This window comes from Arthrobacter sp. NPDC080086 (assembly GCF_040702285.1).
In genome coordinates, this window is the sequence record NZ_JBFBKP010000086.1 from 1 (window position 1) to 17,030 (window position 17,030).

Sequence of the window (17,030 nt, forward strand, 5' to 3'; positions counted from 1 at the left end):
GGCGGCTCCGGCGGCCTGTTCTGTGCGTGGTCGGGTAGTTGCGGGCAGTGGCGGGCCGCACGCAAAACTGTAGCGGATTCCGGGTCAGTCGTCGGCGGCGAGGCGGCGCAGGTCCTCGCGGCCCTTGATATTCAGCTTGGCGTAGCTGCGGTAGAGGTGGCCCTCCACGGTGCGGACGGAGACCTGCAGTTCGGCGGCGATCTGGCGGTCGCTGAGGCCGCGGACGGCGCGGGCGACGATGTCCCGTTCACGCCGGGTGAGCAGCGCCAGGGCACCGTCCTGGGCGTCCGGCTCCTGGCCCGGGGTGCTGGACGCCCGGTCGCGGCAGCGTTGGCGCTGCGCGGTCGCTACCCGTTCCCGCAGGGTGTCCCCCGCCTCGCGGTACGCGGCGGCGGCGTCGTCGTAGGCCTGCGCCGCGAACCCCCACAGCTCGGCTTCCTCGCAGCCCTTGGCCGCCGCCAGCAGTTCCCCGGCGTCCCCGGTGCCCAGCGCCGCCGCATAGGCGCAGACCGCCGCCGGGCGCCGGCCGTCCAGGTCCGGCGCGAGTTCCCGCAGCCGGGCCGCGGCGCTCTTGTCGCCGAGGGCCAGCCGCCAGGCCAGCGACTCGAACTCGAGTCCGGCGCCGTCAGATCCCCCGGACTCCCCCAGCCGCCGCAGCTCACCGAGGGCATCCGGGTGGTCTTCCAGTTTCGCTTTCCCGTAAACCACCGCCATCGCAGCGAGGGTGCGCAGGTAGCGGGAGGCCGGCGGCCTGGCGGATTCGTAGTCCGCCAGCAGCCCCGCGGCCTTGCTCTTGGCCCCCACCTCCGCTGCGGCGGCGAAAGCCATGGCCGCGGTCAGGGCGAAGAGCTGCTGGGCATCCGCGATCCGCAGGGCCTCCAGGCCTACCCGCAGGGTCTTCTTCGCCTCGGCGGCACGGCCCTGGTAGAGCAGCATGATCCCTGCCGCCGTGTGGACGCCGCCGCCAAAGGCAATCAGGCTGGCCCCGTAACTGGCCGAGAAGCCGCCAAGCACTCCCTCCGCGCCGCTCCAGTTTCCCCCGTGCACCAGCGGGGTGGCCGCGCGGACGGCGAGGAAGTCGGTGAGGAAGGAGACCTCCTCATCGGCCTTCCCGGCGGCCTCGATCCCCCGGGTCGCGGCCGCGTAGGCGTCCTCGGTATTGCCCCGGACCAGCAGTTGCTCGGCCTCCAGGGCCAGCTCGAAGGCGCGCTCCAGGTGGTTGTCCGGGAGCCCGTCGCCGGTCTCCGCGGCGGGGAAGGATTCGCCGGGCTCCGCACCGCCGTCGTCCTCGCGTTCGCCGGCCAGCGCCCGCGCCAGCGCACGGAGGGAGCGGACCCGCGCGGCGGTGGCGGCCCGGATGCTCTCCGCCTCGGCCGGGCGTTCCCCGGCGAGCCGCTCGCCCGCGGCCAGCAACTCCTCCGAGCGCCGGACGATCTCGGCCGGCTTGTGACCCAGGGCGGTGAGGACGGCCGCCCACAGCAGCGTGCCGGAGAGCAGGCTCGTGACGGTGCTGCCCCGGCCGAAGTCCGCCTCCAGGATATCCCGGGCGGCGGCGTGGTTGGCGGTGTTGTAGTACGTGCGTGCCACGATTGCCCGTCCCGCCATGCGCAGGTCCGGGTCCTTGACCTGGCCGGCAGCGCGGCGGGCAAGCTCGTCCTCGAAGAGTCCGCTGGCCAGCGCGGCGGCGCGCAGCAGCTGACGGTCGCCGACCTCCATGCCGCACTCCAGCGACCAGCTCACCTGGCGGAGCAGGCCTTCGGCGCTGGCCGGTTCCCGGTCCATCAGCCGGAGCAGGCCCTGCCGGAGCTGGAGGCTGCGGGCCGGGGACACGAGGTTCCGCAGGGTGTCGCCGTAGGTGGTGTGCCAGAGCCTCAACTCCGGTTCGGCCGCGTCGGTCACCCGGAGCAGTTCCTGTTCGACCAGTCCGGCGACGGTGTCCTCGTCCACCATGGCCTCGATGAGTTTCCGGGACACCGGCTCGGAGAGTGCCACCAGGTTCAGGGCCGTGCGCTCGTCCGCGGAGAGGCGGAGCAGCTGCCGGCGCACGACGTCGGTGAGCCGCTCGCCGTGGCTGTTCAGGGCGCGGGTGAGGAGCCAGACGCCGTTGTGCTGCTTCAGCGTGCCGTCGTTCCGGGCGTCGTCGATCAGGCAGGTCAGCAGCAGCGGGTTTCCGGCGGAAGCGTGCCAGAGCATTTCCGCGGCACTCGGCAGCACCTGCGGGCCCAGCCTCTCAGCCAGGAAGTCCTGCGTCTGTTCGAGGGTCAGGGGGCGCAGGTCGTGCCGTTCCGCGATGCCCTCGAACCAGAGCTCCAGCAGCGGGGTGGGCAGTCCCGGACGGACGGCCGCGCTGACCAGCAGTTTCGCCCAGCCAGCGGCCGCGAGCTCCACCAGCACCGAGGCGGTGGCCTCGTCCAGGTCATGGGCGTCGTCCACAATCAGCAGCAGCGGCTGGCCGGTGACCCGCCGCCGGGCCTCCAGGTGGCTCCAGAAGGTCCGCAGCACGGCCAGCTGCGACGTTGCTTCCTCCACCGGAAGCTCCACAATGTAGGGCGCGAGGACACCGTAGGGGACGCTGCCCAGGGCCGGGCTGCCGTGGAGGCGGACGGCGGTGACCTCGTCCCGAAGTTCGGTGGCGACGGCCTCCATCAGGGTGGACTTGCCGATGCCGTGCTCGCCCACCAGCAACACGGCCACGTGCATGCCGCCCCGCAGGGCCTCGGCCGCGGCGCGCAGGTCCTCGGCCCGTCCGGTCAGGCCCGCGCTCCGCGTCTCCCGGGAGGCGGTGGTGGCCTTAGATGAGTCCAAGCAGATCACTCCGCGAGGACACCCCAAGCTTCGTGAAGACCTGGTACAGGTGGCCTTCGACGGTGCGGACGGAGATGCCGATCTCCTGGGCGATGTCCTTATTGGTTACGCCGTTTCCGGCCAGGGACGCGATCTGCCGTTCCCGGTCGGTCAGCAGCGGCCCCTTGTTCCTGGGCACCACCGGCAGCGACGGCACCGAGTCGGTGAGGGACTCCAGCATGCTGTGCGCCGCGGTGGCGAGGCTGGCCTGGCCGGCGCCCCGGGCGAAGTCGAACGCCAGCGCCGCGCACCGGGCCTGGACCGCGTCGAGCTCCAGCGCGGCGGCCAGGGCGGCGGCGTCGAGCATGGTTTCGGCGTCTTTTTTCCGGCTCCCGACGGCGACCACCCGGGACAGTTCGGCCAGCTGGCCCTGCCGCCGGCCGGCGATTTCCTCCATGAACAGGAAGTCCTTGACCGTGCCGTTCACGGTGGCGCCCAGCATACTGATGCCGGCCAGCGTGTAGAGGCCGTCCCGGTCGTAGCGTTCGGCCGCACGGACCAGCCGGTCCTTGGCGTCCGGGTCCCCCAGCCACCGGGAGGCCATGTCCATGCAGAAGTCCGCGGAGCTGCTGACGACGAACCGGCCCGGTCCGTCGGCGGAGCGGGCCCGGTCCAGGTAGATCGTGGCCTGGACAGAGTTGCCCATCTGGGCGTAGGCGAAGGCCGCGGCGGCATAGGCCTGGCGCAGCGACTGCAGGCTGGGCCGGACCTCCAACTGGGCTATCGCAGCCAGCAGCGGGTCCAGGGCCAGGTGGCCGCGGCCGGCGTAGACATAGGCGAGGCCGACGGCGAGGTCCGTGGCGGCGCTGCCGGAGTGCAGGCCGTGCCCGGCCCGGCCGCTGGCGTCCTTGAGCATGTCGATGCTCTGGCGCCACTGCCCGGCCAGGAGCAGGACGTTGAAGGACCGCCAGGCGAAGTTTTCCCTAAGCCGCGGAACGTTGGCCCGCTCACCCAGCTGGCCGGCGATGTCCCGCATCACGGCCCGGGCCTCGAGTTCCCGGCCGGTCATGCCGAGCGCCTCCATCAGGATGATGGCGGCGCGGAGCCGGAAGTCGGGGTCGACTGCATCCGCGGCGGTGTTCTCGGCGGCGTCCCTGAGGCGCTGCATCATGGGCGCGTAGTCGCCGATGAAGGACAGGTAATTGAATTCGCACAGCTCGAGGCAGAGGCCCGCGCAGGCCAGCCCGTCGGCCTCGGTGTCGGGGCCGAACTCCTGGAGCCGGAGCCGGGCCTGCCGGAGCAGTTCCGGGACCTTTCCGGAGCGGTCCTCGAGCCAGGCCATGCAGTCGGCCTTCGACGCGATGAAGTTGGCGAACGCCCGCGGAGGCAGCGCCATCAGCTGGGCCTCGGAGATGTCGTCTAAGGCGGACATTGCCTGCAGCGGCAGGCCCAGCTGGAGGTAGGCGGCGGCTTTTTGCTGCTGGCCCTCGGGCCATTCGCGGTCCCGGGACCTGATGCTGCCGGCACATTTCAGCGCGAATTTGGGGTCGAAAAGCCGCACGGCCGCCTGAGCCGCTGCCAGGGCGTGGGCGGGTGCGAGTTCGGCGTTGCAGTCGAGGGTCCAGGCGGCGTAGGCCAGCAGGTCCTGGACGGTGAGCTCGCCCAGCTCCTCTTCCCGGTGACCGGGGACCTTGTCCCGCAGCTCCAGGCGGCGCTCCACGCTGAGCCAGTTCCGGACGATGTCCCCCAGATAGCGGTCGCCGAGGGTGACGAAGTGCCGGTCGGTGCGGTCGACGACGATCTGGCCGGCCTCCTCCATGTCCGCGATGAGGGACGGGCCGTACATCCGGGCCAGGCGGGACAGCGACATGCTCCGAGCGCAGGAGAGCACCTCGATGACCTCGCGGGCCTCCGGGGATTCGCGGGCGTAGCGTGCCCGGACGATGTCCTCCAGGGCGGTGCGGCCGTCCAGGACCACCTCGTCCACCAAGGTCCACACGGAGCCGGCGAGGACCAGGTTGCCGCGCTCGATCTGTTCGGAGACCACGGCCTGCAGCAGGGTGGGGCTGCCGCCGACCAGTTCGTGCAGCTGGCTGGCCAGGGCGGTGGATACGCGGTGCCCCAGCGCTGCCTGCAACACCTTCCGGGTCTCCAGTTCGGTCATGGCGGAGAGCCTGACCTCGGCCAGCTGACCGGAGGTGATGAGCCAGTAGAAGTCCGGCGGGAGGTCGGTGGTGCGCTGCGCGGTGGCGACCAGGCGGGCGGTGCCGGTCTGCAGCAGGTTCAGCAGCACCCCGGTGCTCTGCTCATCCAGGGCGCCGGCGTTATCGAGCAGGATGACGCATTTGCGGCCGGCGGCGTCGTCCCGGATTAGCGAGGTGATCCCGTGCAGGATGGCCGTCGGTGAACCCAGGGAGCTTTGCGGGAGGCGGGCCAGGGTGAAGGACAGGCAGCCGTAGGGGGTGGCGGTACCGTTGCCCGGGCTGCGGAGCTGGAGGGTGTAGACGTCCGCGCCGAAGGCGGCGATGGCGCTGCGTCCGACGAGCGACTTACCCACCCCGCGGTCGCCGGTGATCACCACCCCCATGCCCTCGGGGGCGGTCAGGGCACGGACCACGCGGTCGGCGTCGGCCCCGCGTGCCAGGCCTGACCAGGAATGGCGCCCGGCGGATGGCGCGGCCGCGCCCCGGTCGTCGCCGCTGGCTGCGCCGGCCCTGGCCGGAGCGGGAGGCACCGTCACGGAGACGTCCCCCCAATTCAGCGTATCCCTCGACATCAAGCCCCCTCTTACCGCTTGCGGACGGCTTATCCCGCGCCGTCGGCATGGAAGTAGCGTAACCCTACCCCGCGACACGGAAGTATGGCGATCATAACGGCGCGCCGGAAGGCTCGGGAAGGAGACTAGGGCCCTTGCCAGCCGGGGGCCCCGCGGCTATGGCCGGGAGGTGCGGCGGTCAGGCCTTCGAGGGGTGGAACTTCTGCTGCGCGGCGAGCAGGCCCTCGCGGATGAGGTCCTCCACGGCGTCGGCGGCCGAGCCCACCAGGAAGGGCAGTTCCTTTTTCTCGGGTCCGGCAAAGTCACGGAGCACGAAGTCGGCGGTGTCCATCCGGCCCGGCGGCCGTCCCACGCCCACGCGGACCCGGAGGTAATCCTTGGTGGCGAGGGCCTTGGAGATGTCGCGCAGGCCGTTGTGGCCGCCCTCGCCGCCGCCGAGCTTGAGTTTGATGGTGTCGAAGGGGATGTCGATCTCGTCGTGGACGGCGATCACGTGGGCGGGGTCGATGTCGTAGAACTTCGTCAGCGCCGAGACCGGACCGCCGGAGACGTTCATATACGTCAGCGGCTTGGCCAGCACAACGCGCGGGCCGCCGATGCCCAGCCGGCCCTCCAGCACCTGGGCCCGCGCCGCCTTGTGCGACTTGAAGCCCCCGCCCACCCGCGCGGCGAGGTCGTCGAGGACCATCTGGCCGACGTTGTGCCGGTTGTGGGCGTATTCGGCGCCGGGGTTGCCGAGCCCGACGATCAGCCAGGTTTCGCTCATGGGTGGATCCTTTCAGGGCGGCCCGCCGGGGCGGGGTGGGCACAGACGACGGCGGCCGGGCCCCTGTGGGACCCGGCCGCCGGACGATTCGCCGTAATTACTCGGCGGCAGCTTCGGAGGACTCTTCCTCGGCAGCTTCCTCGCCGGCTTCCGGAGCCTCTTCGCCGGTCTCTTCTTCCTCGACCTCGAGCTCGACGGCCTCGGAGACGTTGACGACCAGGGTATCGGCGTCGGCCAGCAGGGTGGTGCCCTTCGGCAGGACCAGGTCGGAGGCGAGCACGTGCTCGCCGGCGGCGCGGCCTTCGACGCTGACCTCGACGGCGGTCGGCAGGTGGGTTGCCTCGGCCTCGAGCGGAACGGTGGTCAGTTCCAGGTTGTGGACGTTGCCCGGAGCAACTTCGCCGGTGACCGTGACGGGGACGTCAACGGAAACCTTCTCGCCCTGGCGGACCGTCAGCAGGTCGAGGTGCTCGACGATCTGCTTGACGGCGTTGCGCTGGATGTCCTTGACCAGGGCGAGGTGGGATTCGCCGTTGATGTCCAGGTTCAGCAGGGCGTTGGGGGTGCGGACGGCCAGGGTGGTGGCCTTCGACGGCAGGGTCACGTGGATCGGCTCGGCGCCGTGGCCGTAGATGACGGCGGGGATGAGGCCGGCCATGCGGGCGCGGCGGGCGAAGCCCTTGCCGAATTCGGTGCGTACTTCTGCTGCGAGCTTCTGCTCAGACATAGCGTCTCCTCTGGTGGAACGGTGGTTCAGCAAGGGCGGAGGTCTGTCAGCGACCTTCGACGCCGGGCGCGTGGCCCACTTCAGAAGGAGATTCAGACCCAGTCGATAACGGAGACCGGCTGTTGTGCCGGCGCTCTCCCTCGCCAAGGTATCGGGAAAAAGTCTAGCAGTGCCGGCCCCCGATGTGCTAAACGGGGCCCGGCACTGCCGTGGTGAAGCGGGCTGTCAGGCGTTGCCGTCGAACAGGCTGGTAACGGAGCCGTCGTCGAACACTTCGCGGATCGCGCGGGCGATCAACGGCGCGATCGAGAGCACGGTCAGCTGCGGGAAGTGCTTGTTAGCGGCGATCGGCAGGGTGTTGGTCACGACGACCTCGCGGGCACCGGACTCGGAGAGGCGCTTGGCTGCCGGGTCGGAGAACACGGCGTGCGTGGCGGCGATGATGACGTCCTTGGCCCCGGCGTTCTTCAGCACCTGGACGGCGCCGGAGATGGTTCCACCGGTGTCGATCATGTCGTCGATCAGCACGCAGGTGCGGCCCTCGATCTGGCCGACGACGGTCTTGGAGACGGCCTGGTTGGGCACGGTCAGGTCGCGGCTCTTGTGCACGAAGGCCAGCGGGGCGCCGCCGAGGCGTTCCGCCCACTGTTCGGCGACGCGGACGCGGCCGGTGTCCGGGGAGACGACGGTGATGTTGTCGGAGCCGACCCGGGTGCGGATGTAGTCCGCCAGCAGCGGGATGGCCATCAGGTGGTCCACGGGGCCGTCGAAGAAGCCCTGGATCTGCGAGGTGTGCAGGTCAACGCTCATGATCCGGTCGGCGCCGGCGGTCTTGTAGAGGTCGGCCACCAGGCGGGCGGAGATCGGCTCGCGGCCGCGGCCCTTCTTGTCCTGGCGGGCGTACGGGTAGAACGGGGAGACCACGGTGATGCGCTTGGCGGAGGCCCGCTTGAGCGAATCGATCATGATCAGCTGTTCCATGAGCCAGTTGTTCAGCGGGGCCGGGTGCGCCTGGATGACGAAGGCATCGGTGCCGCGGACGCTCTCGCCGGCGCGGACGTAGATCTCGCCGTTGGCGAAGTCGTAGGCGTCCAGCGGCAGCAGTTCGGTGCCCAGCTCCTTGGCGATCTCCCGTGCCAGCTCCGGGTGCGCCCGCCCGGCGGCCAGCACCAGCTTCTTCTCGCCGTGTGCCGTAATTTCGCTCATGTTTGCTAGCCCTCTTCTGTTGGTGCCGGAGTAGTGGAGGAAGTTGTGGTGCCGGCCGCCTCGGCCAGGGTCGCCGAGATGGAGCCGGGGCGGTTCGCCGCGACCCAGCCTTCGGCATTGCGCTGCTTGGCCAGGGATAGGGCCAGGGCGCCCGCAGGAACGTCGCTGCGGATCACGGCGCCGGCGCCGCTGTAGGCGCCGTCGCCGACCTGGACCGGGGCGACGAAGACGGTGTTCGAGCCGGTGCGGACGCCGGAGCCGATGATGGTGCGGTGCTTTTTCTCGCCGTCGTAGTTGGCGGTGATGTTGCCGCAGCCGATGTTGGTGTCCTCACCGATCTCGGCGTCGCCGGCATAGCCGAGGTGGGAGAGCTTGGAGCCGCGGCCGATGGTGACGTTCTTGGTTTCATAGAACGCCCCGATCTTGCCGGTCTCGCCGAGGTCGGTGCCCGGGCGGAGGTAGGTGAACGGTCCCACCGAGGCGCGGGCGCCGATGCGCGAACCGGAGCCGTGGGTGCGGATGACCTTCGCGCCCTCCCCCACCTCGACGTCGGTGAGCGTGGTATCGGGGCCGACGACGGCGTCGCGGGCGATACGGGTGGCGCCGTGCAGCTGCGTGTTCGGCAGCAGGCGGACGTCCTCGTCGAGGGTGACGGTCGCGTCGATCCAGGTGGTGGCGGGGTCGACGACGGTGACGCCGGCGCGCATCCAGGCCTCGACGGTGCGGCGGTTGTGCTCGGCGCCGAGGGCGGAGAGCTGGACGCGGTCGTTGGCGCCCTCGACCTGCCAGCGGTCCTCGGTGACGACGGCGGCGACGCGGCCGCCGGCGGCCCGGGCCAGGGCCAAGACGTCGGTGAGGTACTTCTCGCCCTGGGCGTTGTCGGTGGTGACGTGGGCCAGCGCGTCGCGGAGGACGGCGGCGTCGAAGGCGTAGATGCCGGAGTTGATCTCGCGGATGCCGCGCTCGGCCTCGGAGGCGTCCTTGTGTTCGCGGATGCCGGTGACGGTGCCGTCCTCGGCGCGGAGGATGCGGCCGTAGCCGGTGGCGTCGTCGAGCACGGCGGTCAGCACGGTGACGGCGTTGCCGCCGGCTTCGTGCGCGGCCACCAGTTCGGCGAGCAGGCCGCCGGTGAGCAGCGGGACATCGCCGTAGGTGACGACGACGGTGCCGGTCAGCGGGCCGCCGGCGTGCCGGGCGTCGAGCGCCTTGAGGGCCGCCTCGACGGCGCGGCCGGTGCCGGGGATGTGGTCCTGGTCCACGATCAGCGCCTCGGGATCCAGCGCCGCGATGTGCGCGGCCACGAGGTCACGTTCGTGCCGGACCACAAGGGCCAGCTCCTCCGGGTACAGGGCGCGCGCGGCGTTCAGGGCGTGGCCGACCAGCGAACGGCCGCCGATCTCGTGGAGAATCTTGGGTGTACGGGACTTCATCCGGGTACCGGCGCCTGCTGCAAGGACTATGACGGCGGCTGGGCCGGTGTTCTCGGGGCTCACGTACGGGCTCTCCTTGCTCAGCGGCCTGACTCGTGGCCGCTGTTCGGTGGATCTCGGCATCCTGTCCATCCTACTGGAATCCACAGGGCCCCCACCCGCTGCCGCAGTTCCGCCCATAGGACTCGAACCTATACTCCACGGCTCCAAAGGCCGGGGTGCTGCCATTACACCAGAGCGGACCATGCCCGGCGGTTAGGCCCTGGCACGAGAGCCAATTCTGCCACGAAGCATGTTGCTCGTGCGACTTGGCGGTCCGCGGCGGCCGCGCGGATTAGGGCATGATGGATGCTGTGAGTGAGAACGCAGGCGGGTCCGGAGGGGCGGACCACCGCACCGGCATGCCGGGGCGGACGCCCGGCCACATCCCGCGGCCCCGGATGACCGGCGCCGCGCGGCGGTTGCAGCTGCTCGACGTCGGCCGCGGACTGTTCGCCGCCCGGGGCCGGGACGCCACCACCATCGAGGAAATCGCCTCGGCCGCCGGGGTCTCCAAACCGGTGATCTACCAGCACTTCGGCTCCAAGGAGGGCCTCTACAGCCAGGTCGTCTCCCACGAGTTCGGGATCCTGCTGGGCGCCGTCGGCGGGGCACTGTCCGCCGACGCGAAGCCCCGGGTCCTGGTGGAGCGGGCGATTCTGGCACTGCTGGGCTACATCGAGGACCGGGCCGAGGGCTTCCGGATCCTGGTCCGCGATGCTCCCCCGGCCCAGCCCGGCGGAGCCTTCCCCGCACTGCTGGCCCAAGTCACCACCCGCGTGGAGCACATCCTGGCCGACGAGTTCTCCCGCCGCGGCTTCAGCGCCGCGGACGGCGCCATCTATGCCCAGATGCTGGTGGGTATGGTGGCGATGACCGGACAGTGGTGGCAGGACACCCGCACCCCGAACAAGCACGAGCTGGCCGCGCACCTGGTGAACCTCGCCTGGAACGGCCTCACCGGCCTGCAAAAGGACCCGGGCCTCCAGATCGACGGCTGAGCCGCTGATTGCCTTCGTGGCGTAGTGGCCCTTCGCCGTCGTGGTCACCTTCGCGGCGCGGTTGCCCTGCGATGTCGTGGTCACCACCGCGGCGCAACGGCCCTTCGCCGTCGCTTAGACACGGCGCAACAGGCCCCTGCGGTCGCTGAGCGACCTCCGGAGCCCGTTGTGCCGCGATGCGCGACTACGCGAAAGACCGCGGCGCCGCTTGTGCGGCAGAACGGCGTGTTCTCGGCCACGCGCGATGGCGAGACGCATCGCCGGAGGCGGTCCTTCCGAAAGGAGCGCATCGCGACGCTCCGGGGTCCGGAGGTCGCTCAGCGACCGTAGGGCTCCGGAACGTTGTGTCTAAGCGACGCGGAAGGGCCGACTTCGGCACCCAAGCCAACCACGGCGTGGAGGGCCGACTTCGGCACCCAACCCGACCACGGCGTGGAGGGCCGCCTGCGGCACCCAACCCGAGCACGGCGGAACGGCCGGGGCTACTCGCCGAGGGTTTCTGCGGCTTCGAGCCATTCGAATTCGAGGGTTTCGCGTTCGGCGGCGAGTTCCTGGAGCTTGGCGTTCAGGGCGGCGAGTTCGTCGAACTTGCTTGCGTCGCCGGCGCCGGCCGCCATCTGGGCGTGGATCTTGTCCTCCTGCTGCTGCAGTTTGCCCAGCTGGCGGTCGATCCGGTTCTTGGCCTTGCGGGCCTCGCGCTTCTCCGCCTCGGACGGACCCGACGCCGCGGACGCCGCCGCGCCGGCGCCGGAGGTGACCGGGTTGCCGCCGCCGGACACCGTGGAGCCGGCCAGGGCTGCCTCGCGCAGTTCCAGGTACTGGTCCACGCCGCGCGGCAGGGCACGGAGCTTGCCGTCGCCCAGCAGTGCCATCTGGTGGTCGGTGACGCGTTCGAGCAGGTAGCGGTCGTGGCTGACCACCACGAGGGTGCCGGGCCAGCCGTCGAGGACGTCTTCGACGGCTGCGAGGGTGTCCGTGTCCAGGTCGTTGGTGGGCTCATCGAGCATCAGGACGTTCGGCTCCCCCACCAGCAGGCGGAGCAGCTGCAGGCGGCGCCGCTCGCCGCCGGAGAGGTCCTTGACCGGGGTCCACTGCTTCTCGTTCGTGAAGCCCAGCTGCTCCACGAGCTGGCCGGCGGTGAATTCCTTGCCGCCGACGTTGAAGGAGCGCTTCTCCCGTTCGATGACCTCGATCACGCGCAGGTCGGAGACGTCGTCGAGCTCCTTGACCTCCTGCGTGAGGACGGCGGTGACGACGGTCTTGCCGCGCTTGACCTTGCCCGTGGTGGGTTCGATCTCGCCGTTGAGCAGTTTCAGCAGCGTGGTCTTGCCGGCGCCGTTGACGCCCACCAGGCCCAGCCGCTCGCCCGGGGCCAGGCGCAGGGTGATGTTGTCGAAGAGCTTCCGGCCGGACTCGTCGCCGCGCAGGTCGAGGGAGACGTTCTCCAGGTCCAGCACGTCCTTGCCGAGCCGGGCGGTGGCCATCTTGCTCAGGGCGGTGGTGTCGCGGGGCTCGGGGACGTCGGCGATCAGGGCGTTGGCTGCCTCGATCCGGAACTTCGGCTTGGCGGTGCGGGCCGGGGCGCCGCGGCGCAGCCACGCCAGTTCCTTCTTGACCAGCTGCTGGCGCTTGGATTCGACGACGGCGGCGGTGCGGTCGCGCTCGGCGCGGGCCAGGACGTAGGCCGCGTAGCCGCCCTCGAACGGGTCGACGATGCCGTCGTGGACCTCCCAGGTCTTGGTGCAGACCTCGTCGAGGAACCAACGGTCGTGGGTGACCACCAGGAAGGCGCCCTGGTTGGCGCGCCAGCGGGACTTCAGGTGCCGGGCCAGCCAGGCGACGCCCTCGACGTCGAGGTGGTTGGTGGGCTCGTCGAGCATGATGACGTCATGGTCCTCGATCAGGAGCTTGGCCAGGGCCACGCGGCGCTTCTGGCCGCCGGAGAGGGAGTGGACGTTGGCGTGCCAGTCGACGTCGGAGACCAGCCCGCCCATGATCTCGCGGATCTGCGGGTTGCGGGCCCATTCGTAGTCGGCCTGGTCGCCGACAATCGCGGCGCCGACGGTGAGGTCGCCGTCGAGCACGTCGCTCTGGTCCAGGTAGCCGACGTTAACGTCGCCGCGTTTGGTGACGCGGCCGGAATCCGGGGTGGAGCGCAGCGCGAGCAACCGCATCAGGGTGGATTTACCGTCGCCGTTGCGGCCCACCATGCCGATCCGGTCCCCTTCTTCGAGGCCGAGGGTGATGCCGTCGAGGACGGTACGGGTTGCGTACGAAACCGTGAGGTTTTCGCCGCCGAGCAGGTGTGCCACGGGGAACTGCTTTCCTGGATCTGAAGGACCCCGCCGGGGTCCGTACTGCGAACGTACTTAAAGGAGCGTATCGGAGATGATGCGGGCGCCGTGCACCGGGCCGTGGACGGCCATGGCGTCCAGGCCGTGGTGGCGCAGTTCGGTGGCGAGCCCGTCGGCGGCCGAGGGGTTGTGCGCCAGCAGCGCCACGGTGGGGCCGGAGCCGGAGACGATCCCGGCGATGGCGCCGCAGGATTCGCCGAGGCCCAGCACATCGCGCAGCTCGGGGGCGAGTTCGATCGAGGCGCGCTGCAGGTCGTTGACGAGGACGCGGCTGAGGGCGTCGGCGTCTCCGCTGAGCAGCGCCGCGAGGACCCGGGGATCCACGGAGGTGGGCTCCTCGATGGCCTCGCCGCTCTCGGCCCGGAGCCGATCGAGGGTGCGGAAGACCTCGGGGGTGGAGAGGCCGAAGTCCGCGGTGACCAGCACCCAGTCGGTCTGGGCTTTGACGAGCGCGGGCGAGAGTTCGTCGCCGACGCCGAGGCCGACGGCGGTGCCGCCGAGCAGGGAGAAGGGCACGTCCGCGCCGAGCTCGGCGGCGAGATGCGCGAGTTCCTCGCGGGAGAGTCCACTGTTCCAGAGCGCGTCGCAGGCCAGCAGCGTGGCCGCGGCGTCGGCGGAGCCACCGCCCATGCCACCGGCTACCGGGACGCGTTTGGTGATTTCCAGGTGCACGCCGGTGGAGTGTTCGGAGACGTCGGCCATGATGGCGGCGGCTTTGTAGGCCAGGTTGCGTTCGTCGAGGGGGATGTCGACGCCGTCGAGGTCCAGGGTGCTGGCCGGGCTGATGACGACGGTGATTTCACCCGTGTCCGTGCTGGTGGCGGCCACCTCTTCATAGAGCGAGACGGCCAGGTAGACGCTGGCCACCGAGTGGTACCCGTCGGGCCGCAGCGGCCCTACATCCAGTGAGACGTTCACTTTGCCTGGCGCCTTGACCCTCACGGTCCGCGCCGGGAAGCGCCCTCTCACTGCGTTCATGGCTCCACGCTATGGCATGGGCGGTGCGGTTCCAAGCCGCCAGCGCAGGTGATATCCACGCGGCCCGGGGGTCTGCTCCGCGCTAGATGGCCCAGGGCTCAGGCATCCGCGGGCGCCGGGGCGTTGCGCGCCTCGGCGATCCGGGCGAAGGCCGTCACGTCCAGCACCTCGCCGCGCGCCGTGGGGTCCACGCCCGCGGCTCGGAGGCACCGCTCGGCCTCGGAGGCGCTGCCGGCCCAGCCGGCCAGCGCCGCGCGCAGGGTCTTCCGGCGCTGGGCGAAGGCGGCATCGATCACGGCGAACACCTCTTCCCGGCTGGCGGTGGTGGCCGGGGGTTCGCGGCGGGTGAAGGCCACCAGGCCGGAGTGGATCTTCGGCGCGGGCCAGAAGACGTTCATGCCGATGACCCCGGCCTTGCGCATCCCGCTGTACCAGGCGGCCTTGACGGAGGGAACGCCGTAGGTCTTGGAGCCGGGCGCCGCGGCCAGCCGGTCGGCCACCTCGTCCTGGACCATGACCAGCCCGTGGCGCAGGCTCGGGAAGTGCTGGAGCAGGTGCAACACCACGGGAACGGCCACGTTGTAGGGCAGGTTGGCCACCAGCGCGGTGGGCTCCACCGGCAGCTTGGTGACCTTCATGGCGTCGGAGAGGACCAGGTGGAAGTTCTGCGCGGCGCCGGGGCGCCAGCGTTCGACGGTGGCGGGGAGTTTCGCGGCGAGGACCGGATCGATTTCGACGGCGACGACGGTTTTTGCGGCGTCCAGCAGGCCCAGGGTCAGGGACCCGAGCCCGGGGCCGACCTCGAGGACGGTCTCGTCCGGGGCGATGTCGGCGACGGAGACGATGCGGCGGATGGTGTTGCCGTCGATGACAAAGTTCTGGCCCAGCGTCTTCGTGGGACGGACCCCGATCTCCTCGGCCATCCGGCGGATGTCGGTGGCGCCCAGCAGGGGTGCAGGGGCGGTCACGGGAGGCGTCGCGGCGGTCGCGGGAGTTGCCGCGTCGGGCCCGGCGGAGGTCGGTTCAGTCACCTAGGTATCCTATCCCGCGGTGCCGCCGCCCCCGACGGGGGGCGGCGCGGCAGACGGCGAAGGAAATGGCGCAGGTTACGGCGAAGGCCGGCCCCGGCTCTGTGCTGGACAGAGCCGGGGCCGGCCTTCACGGGATCGTGCTGTAATCGCGGTCAGGTTAGCGCGAGGCCGCCCAGCCGCAGCCCCACGGGCCGAGGCCGGCCTTGGCGTAGTAGGTGTTCGCGACGGCGATCTGCTGGGCCTTGCTGGCCTGGCTGGCGTTGGGGGCGTAGGCCCCTCCGCCGTTGGCGAGCCAGGACGGGATGTCGAACTGCAGGCCGCCGTAGTAGCCGTTGCCGGAGTTGATGGACCAGTTGCCGCCGGACTCGCACTGGGCGATCTTGTCCCACATGGCCTCGTTCATCATGGCGGGGGCGGCGGCACCGGTGTTGCCGGACGCGGCCGGCGCGGCGGCGGCCTGCGGCTTGGGCTTTTCCTTGGTTCCGACCGCGATCTTCTCGGTGACCGGCTGGAGCGTGACGTTCTGCGAGACAAGGGTGCGCGAGGCTTCGCGGCCGTCAACCAGGATCAGCTTGAAGCTCTTGCTCATGCTGCCGTTGACGCCGGCCTGCAGGACCTTGGAATCGCCCTTGAACAGGGTCGCGTCGTCGGAGCTCAGGCTCTCGAACGGGACGGCTTCGGTGGTCTCGTCGGTCTTGGTGGTGTCCACCCGGGAGACCTTGACCACCATGTCGTTGACGACGGGGGCGTTGGCCGGCTGGGAGAGACGGTCGCTGGCGCCGAGCTTGATGCCGGCTCCGTTCAGCAACTCACCGACGGTGGCGGCGGTGGTGGTGGTCTTGGTGTCCTTGCCGTCGGCCACGAGGGTGACGGTCTTCGGCGTCGAGATGCTCACGTAGGAGCCGGAGACGGCCAGCTGGGCGTCCTTGGGGACGGAAACCTCGGAGGCGCTGGCGACGCCGAGCTCGGAGACCAGGCTCTCGACGGTGGGGGCGGTGGTGGTCACGGTCCGCTCGGCGCCGTCCACGCTGACCTTGACGGCCTTGGCGAGGTTGACGTTGATGACGGAGCCGTCCTGGACATGGGCGTCGGCGGCGGGCGTGACCTTGTCCGCGGACTGCAGTTCGACGTTGGCGGCCTTAACAACCTGGCCTACGGTGCCGCCGAAGGTCTGCACGGAGCTGACCTTGCCGTCAACGTTGAGCGTGACTGTCTTGTTGTTGCCGACGAAGGCGACGAGGCCGAGCACGAGAGCCATGAGGACCACCAGCTGTGAACCGACCTTGACGACGCTGACCTTGCCGTCCGTTGTGAAGAACTTGACCACGATTGCCCGTATCTCTTGGACCATCCGGGCACGGGGAAAAGTGCACAGGCGTGTCCCGTCAAACACCCTCGAGGGCTGGTCCGGACCGGGTCCGGATGCTTGCGGAAAACGCGGGCACCGCCACACCACCAAACGAGAGCGCGCACGTGGATCAACCACTGCAGCGCGCGTCCGAAAGGAGTGAAATTATCCGAAGGCCTTCCCCGACCCCGGCTAATAGTTGACCACTGTAACCGGAGCGTTATAAAGCGGCCAAGAAATTATGCATACCGGGTATTCATGGGACGTCACATCGGAGAGCGCGAAAAATCCCGGCGTCAGTCCCAGGATCCGTATGCCCGCACGGTATTTTCGGCCAGGCCGGCGCAGAGTCCGGCGAGGTCCCGGCCTGTCAATTCGGCCATGCCGCGGACCGTGTACGGCACCATGTAACTGGCGTTCGGACGGCCCCGGTGCGGGTGCGGGGTCAGGAACGGCGCGTCGGTTTCGACCAGCAGCAACTCCGGTTCGGCGATTCCTTTCTTTGCTTACTTTCTTTGGCAAGACAAAGAAAGTGAGTCAGCCCCGGCAGGGGATGAAACAAGGGATGCACCATCAACGCAGATGACGCT

At 70.1% G+C, this 17,030-nt stretch carries 11 protein-coding genes, 1 tRNA gene and 1 pseudogene; 1 reads left to right on the forward strand and 12 read right to left on the reverse strand.

What is annotated here, in order from left to right:
- Nucleotides 1-84: 84 nt before the first annotated feature.
- The 7 genes from AB0305_RS19740 to AB0305_RS19770 all read right to left on the reverse strand — a co-directional run bounded on the left by AB0305_RS19740 (nucleotide 85) and on the right by AB0305_RS19770 (nucleotide 9,931).
- The gene (locus AB0305_RS19740; RefSeq protein WP_364136893.1) at nucleotides 85-2,805 is read right to left on the reverse strand and encodes a LuxR C-terminal-related transcriptional regulator; all 2,721 of its coding nucleotides are present in this window, start codon (nucleotides 2,803-2,805) and stop codon (nucleotides 85-87) included.
- Nucleotides 2,792-5,560 (reverse strand): LuxR C-terminal-related transcriptional regulator, encoded by a 2,769-nt coding sequence (locus tag AB0305_RS19745; RefSeq protein WP_364136891.1) that lies wholly within the window; start codon nucleotides 5,558-5,560, stop codon nucleotides 2,792-2,794. The genes AB0305_RS19740 and AB0305_RS19745 overlap by 14 nt, the downstream gene beginning before the upstream one ends.
- A gap of 178 nt (nucleotides 5,561-5,738) precedes the next feature.
- Nucleotides 5,739-6,326, reverse strand: a complete 588-nt coding sequence (pth, locus tag AB0305_RS19750) for an aminoacyl-tRNA hydrolase (protein WP_364136889.1) — start codon at nucleotides 6,324-6,326, stop codon at nucleotides 5,739-5,741.
- A 97-nt stretch (nucleotides 6,327-6,423) separates the two neighbouring features.
- Nucleotides 6,424-7,053: a 50S ribosomal protein L25/general stress protein Ctc gene (locus AB0305_RS19755; protein WP_290258512.1), complete on the reverse strand. Its 630-nt coding sequence runs from the start codon at nucleotides 7,051-7,053 to the stop codon at nucleotides 6,424-6,426.
- Between the two features lie 225 nt (nucleotides 7,054-7,278).
- The gene (locus AB0305_RS19760) at nucleotides 7,279-8,259 is read right to left on the reverse strand and encodes a ribose-phosphate diphosphokinase (protein ID WP_290258513.1); all 981 of its coding nucleotides are present in this window, start codon (nucleotides 8,257-8,259) and stop codon (nucleotides 7,279-7,281) included.
- Nucleotides 8,260-8,264: 5 nt separating this feature from the next.
- Complete coding sequence (gene glmU / locus AB0305_RS19765) at nucleotides 8,265-9,752, reverse strand: bifunctional UDP-N-acetylglucosamine diphosphorylase/glucosamine-1-phosphate N-acetyltransferase GlmU (protein ID WP_364136887.1); 1,488 nt, start codon at nucleotides 9,750-9,752, stop codon at nucleotides 8,265-8,267.
- 107 nt (nucleotides 9,753-9,859) lie between these two features.
- Nucleotides 9,860-9,931, reverse strand: a tRNA-Gln gene (locus tag AB0305_RS19770).
- A 159-nt stretch (nucleotides 9,932-10,090) separates the two neighbouring features.
- On the opposite strand from AB0305_RS19770, the gene AB0305_RS19775 reads away from it, so the two are divergent.
- Nucleotides 10,091-10,729, forward strand: coding sequence for a TetR/AcrR family transcriptional regulator (locus AB0305_RS19775; protein ID WP_364137309.1), 639 nt, complete (start codon nucleotides 10,091-10,093; stop codon nucleotides 10,727-10,729).
- Nucleotides 10,730-11,211: 482 nt separating this feature from the next.
- On the opposite strand, the gene AB0305_RS19780 is transcribed toward AB0305_RS19775, so the two are convergent.
- From AB0305_RS19780 to AB0305_RS19800, 5 genes and pseudogenes are all read right to left on the reverse strand, one after another.
- On the reverse strand, nucleotides 11,212-13,041 hold the full coding sequence (locus tag AB0305_RS19780) for an ABC-F family ATP-binding cassette domain-containing protein (protein ID WP_364136885.1): 1,830 nt from the start codon (nucleotides 13,039-13,041) through the stop codon (nucleotides 11,212-11,214).
- A gap of 57 nt (nucleotides 13,042-13,098) precedes the next feature.
- On the reverse strand, nucleotides 13,099-14,061 hold the full coding sequence (locus AB0305_RS19785; protein WP_364136883.1) for a 4-(cytidine 5'-diphospho)-2-C-methyl-D-erythritol kinase: 963 nt from the start codon (nucleotides 14,059-14,061) through the stop codon (nucleotides 13,099-13,101).
- Between the two features lie 98 nt (nucleotides 14,062-14,159).
- Nucleotides 14,160-14,984, reverse strand: a complete 825-nt coding sequence (rsmA, locus tag AB0305_RS19790) for a 16S rRNA (adenine(1518)-N(6)/adenine(1519)-N(6))-dimethyltransferase RsmA (RefSeq protein ID WP_364137307.1) — start codon at nucleotides 14,982-14,984, stop codon at nucleotides 14,160-14,162.
- Between the two features lie 265 nt (nucleotides 14,985-15,249).
- Nucleotides 15,250-16,443, reverse strand: a complete 1,194-nt coding sequence (locus tag AB0305_RS19795) for a resuscitation-promoting factor (RefSeq protein WP_290258516.1) — start codon at nucleotides 16,441-16,443, stop codon at nucleotides 15,250-15,252.
- A 293-nt stretch (nucleotides 16,444-16,736) separates the two neighbouring features.
- Nucleotides 16,737-16,934, reverse strand: a pseudogene (locus AB0305_RS19800) (TatD family hydrolase); the annotation flags it as partial.
- Nucleotides 16,935-17,030: the final 96 nt, after the last annotated feature.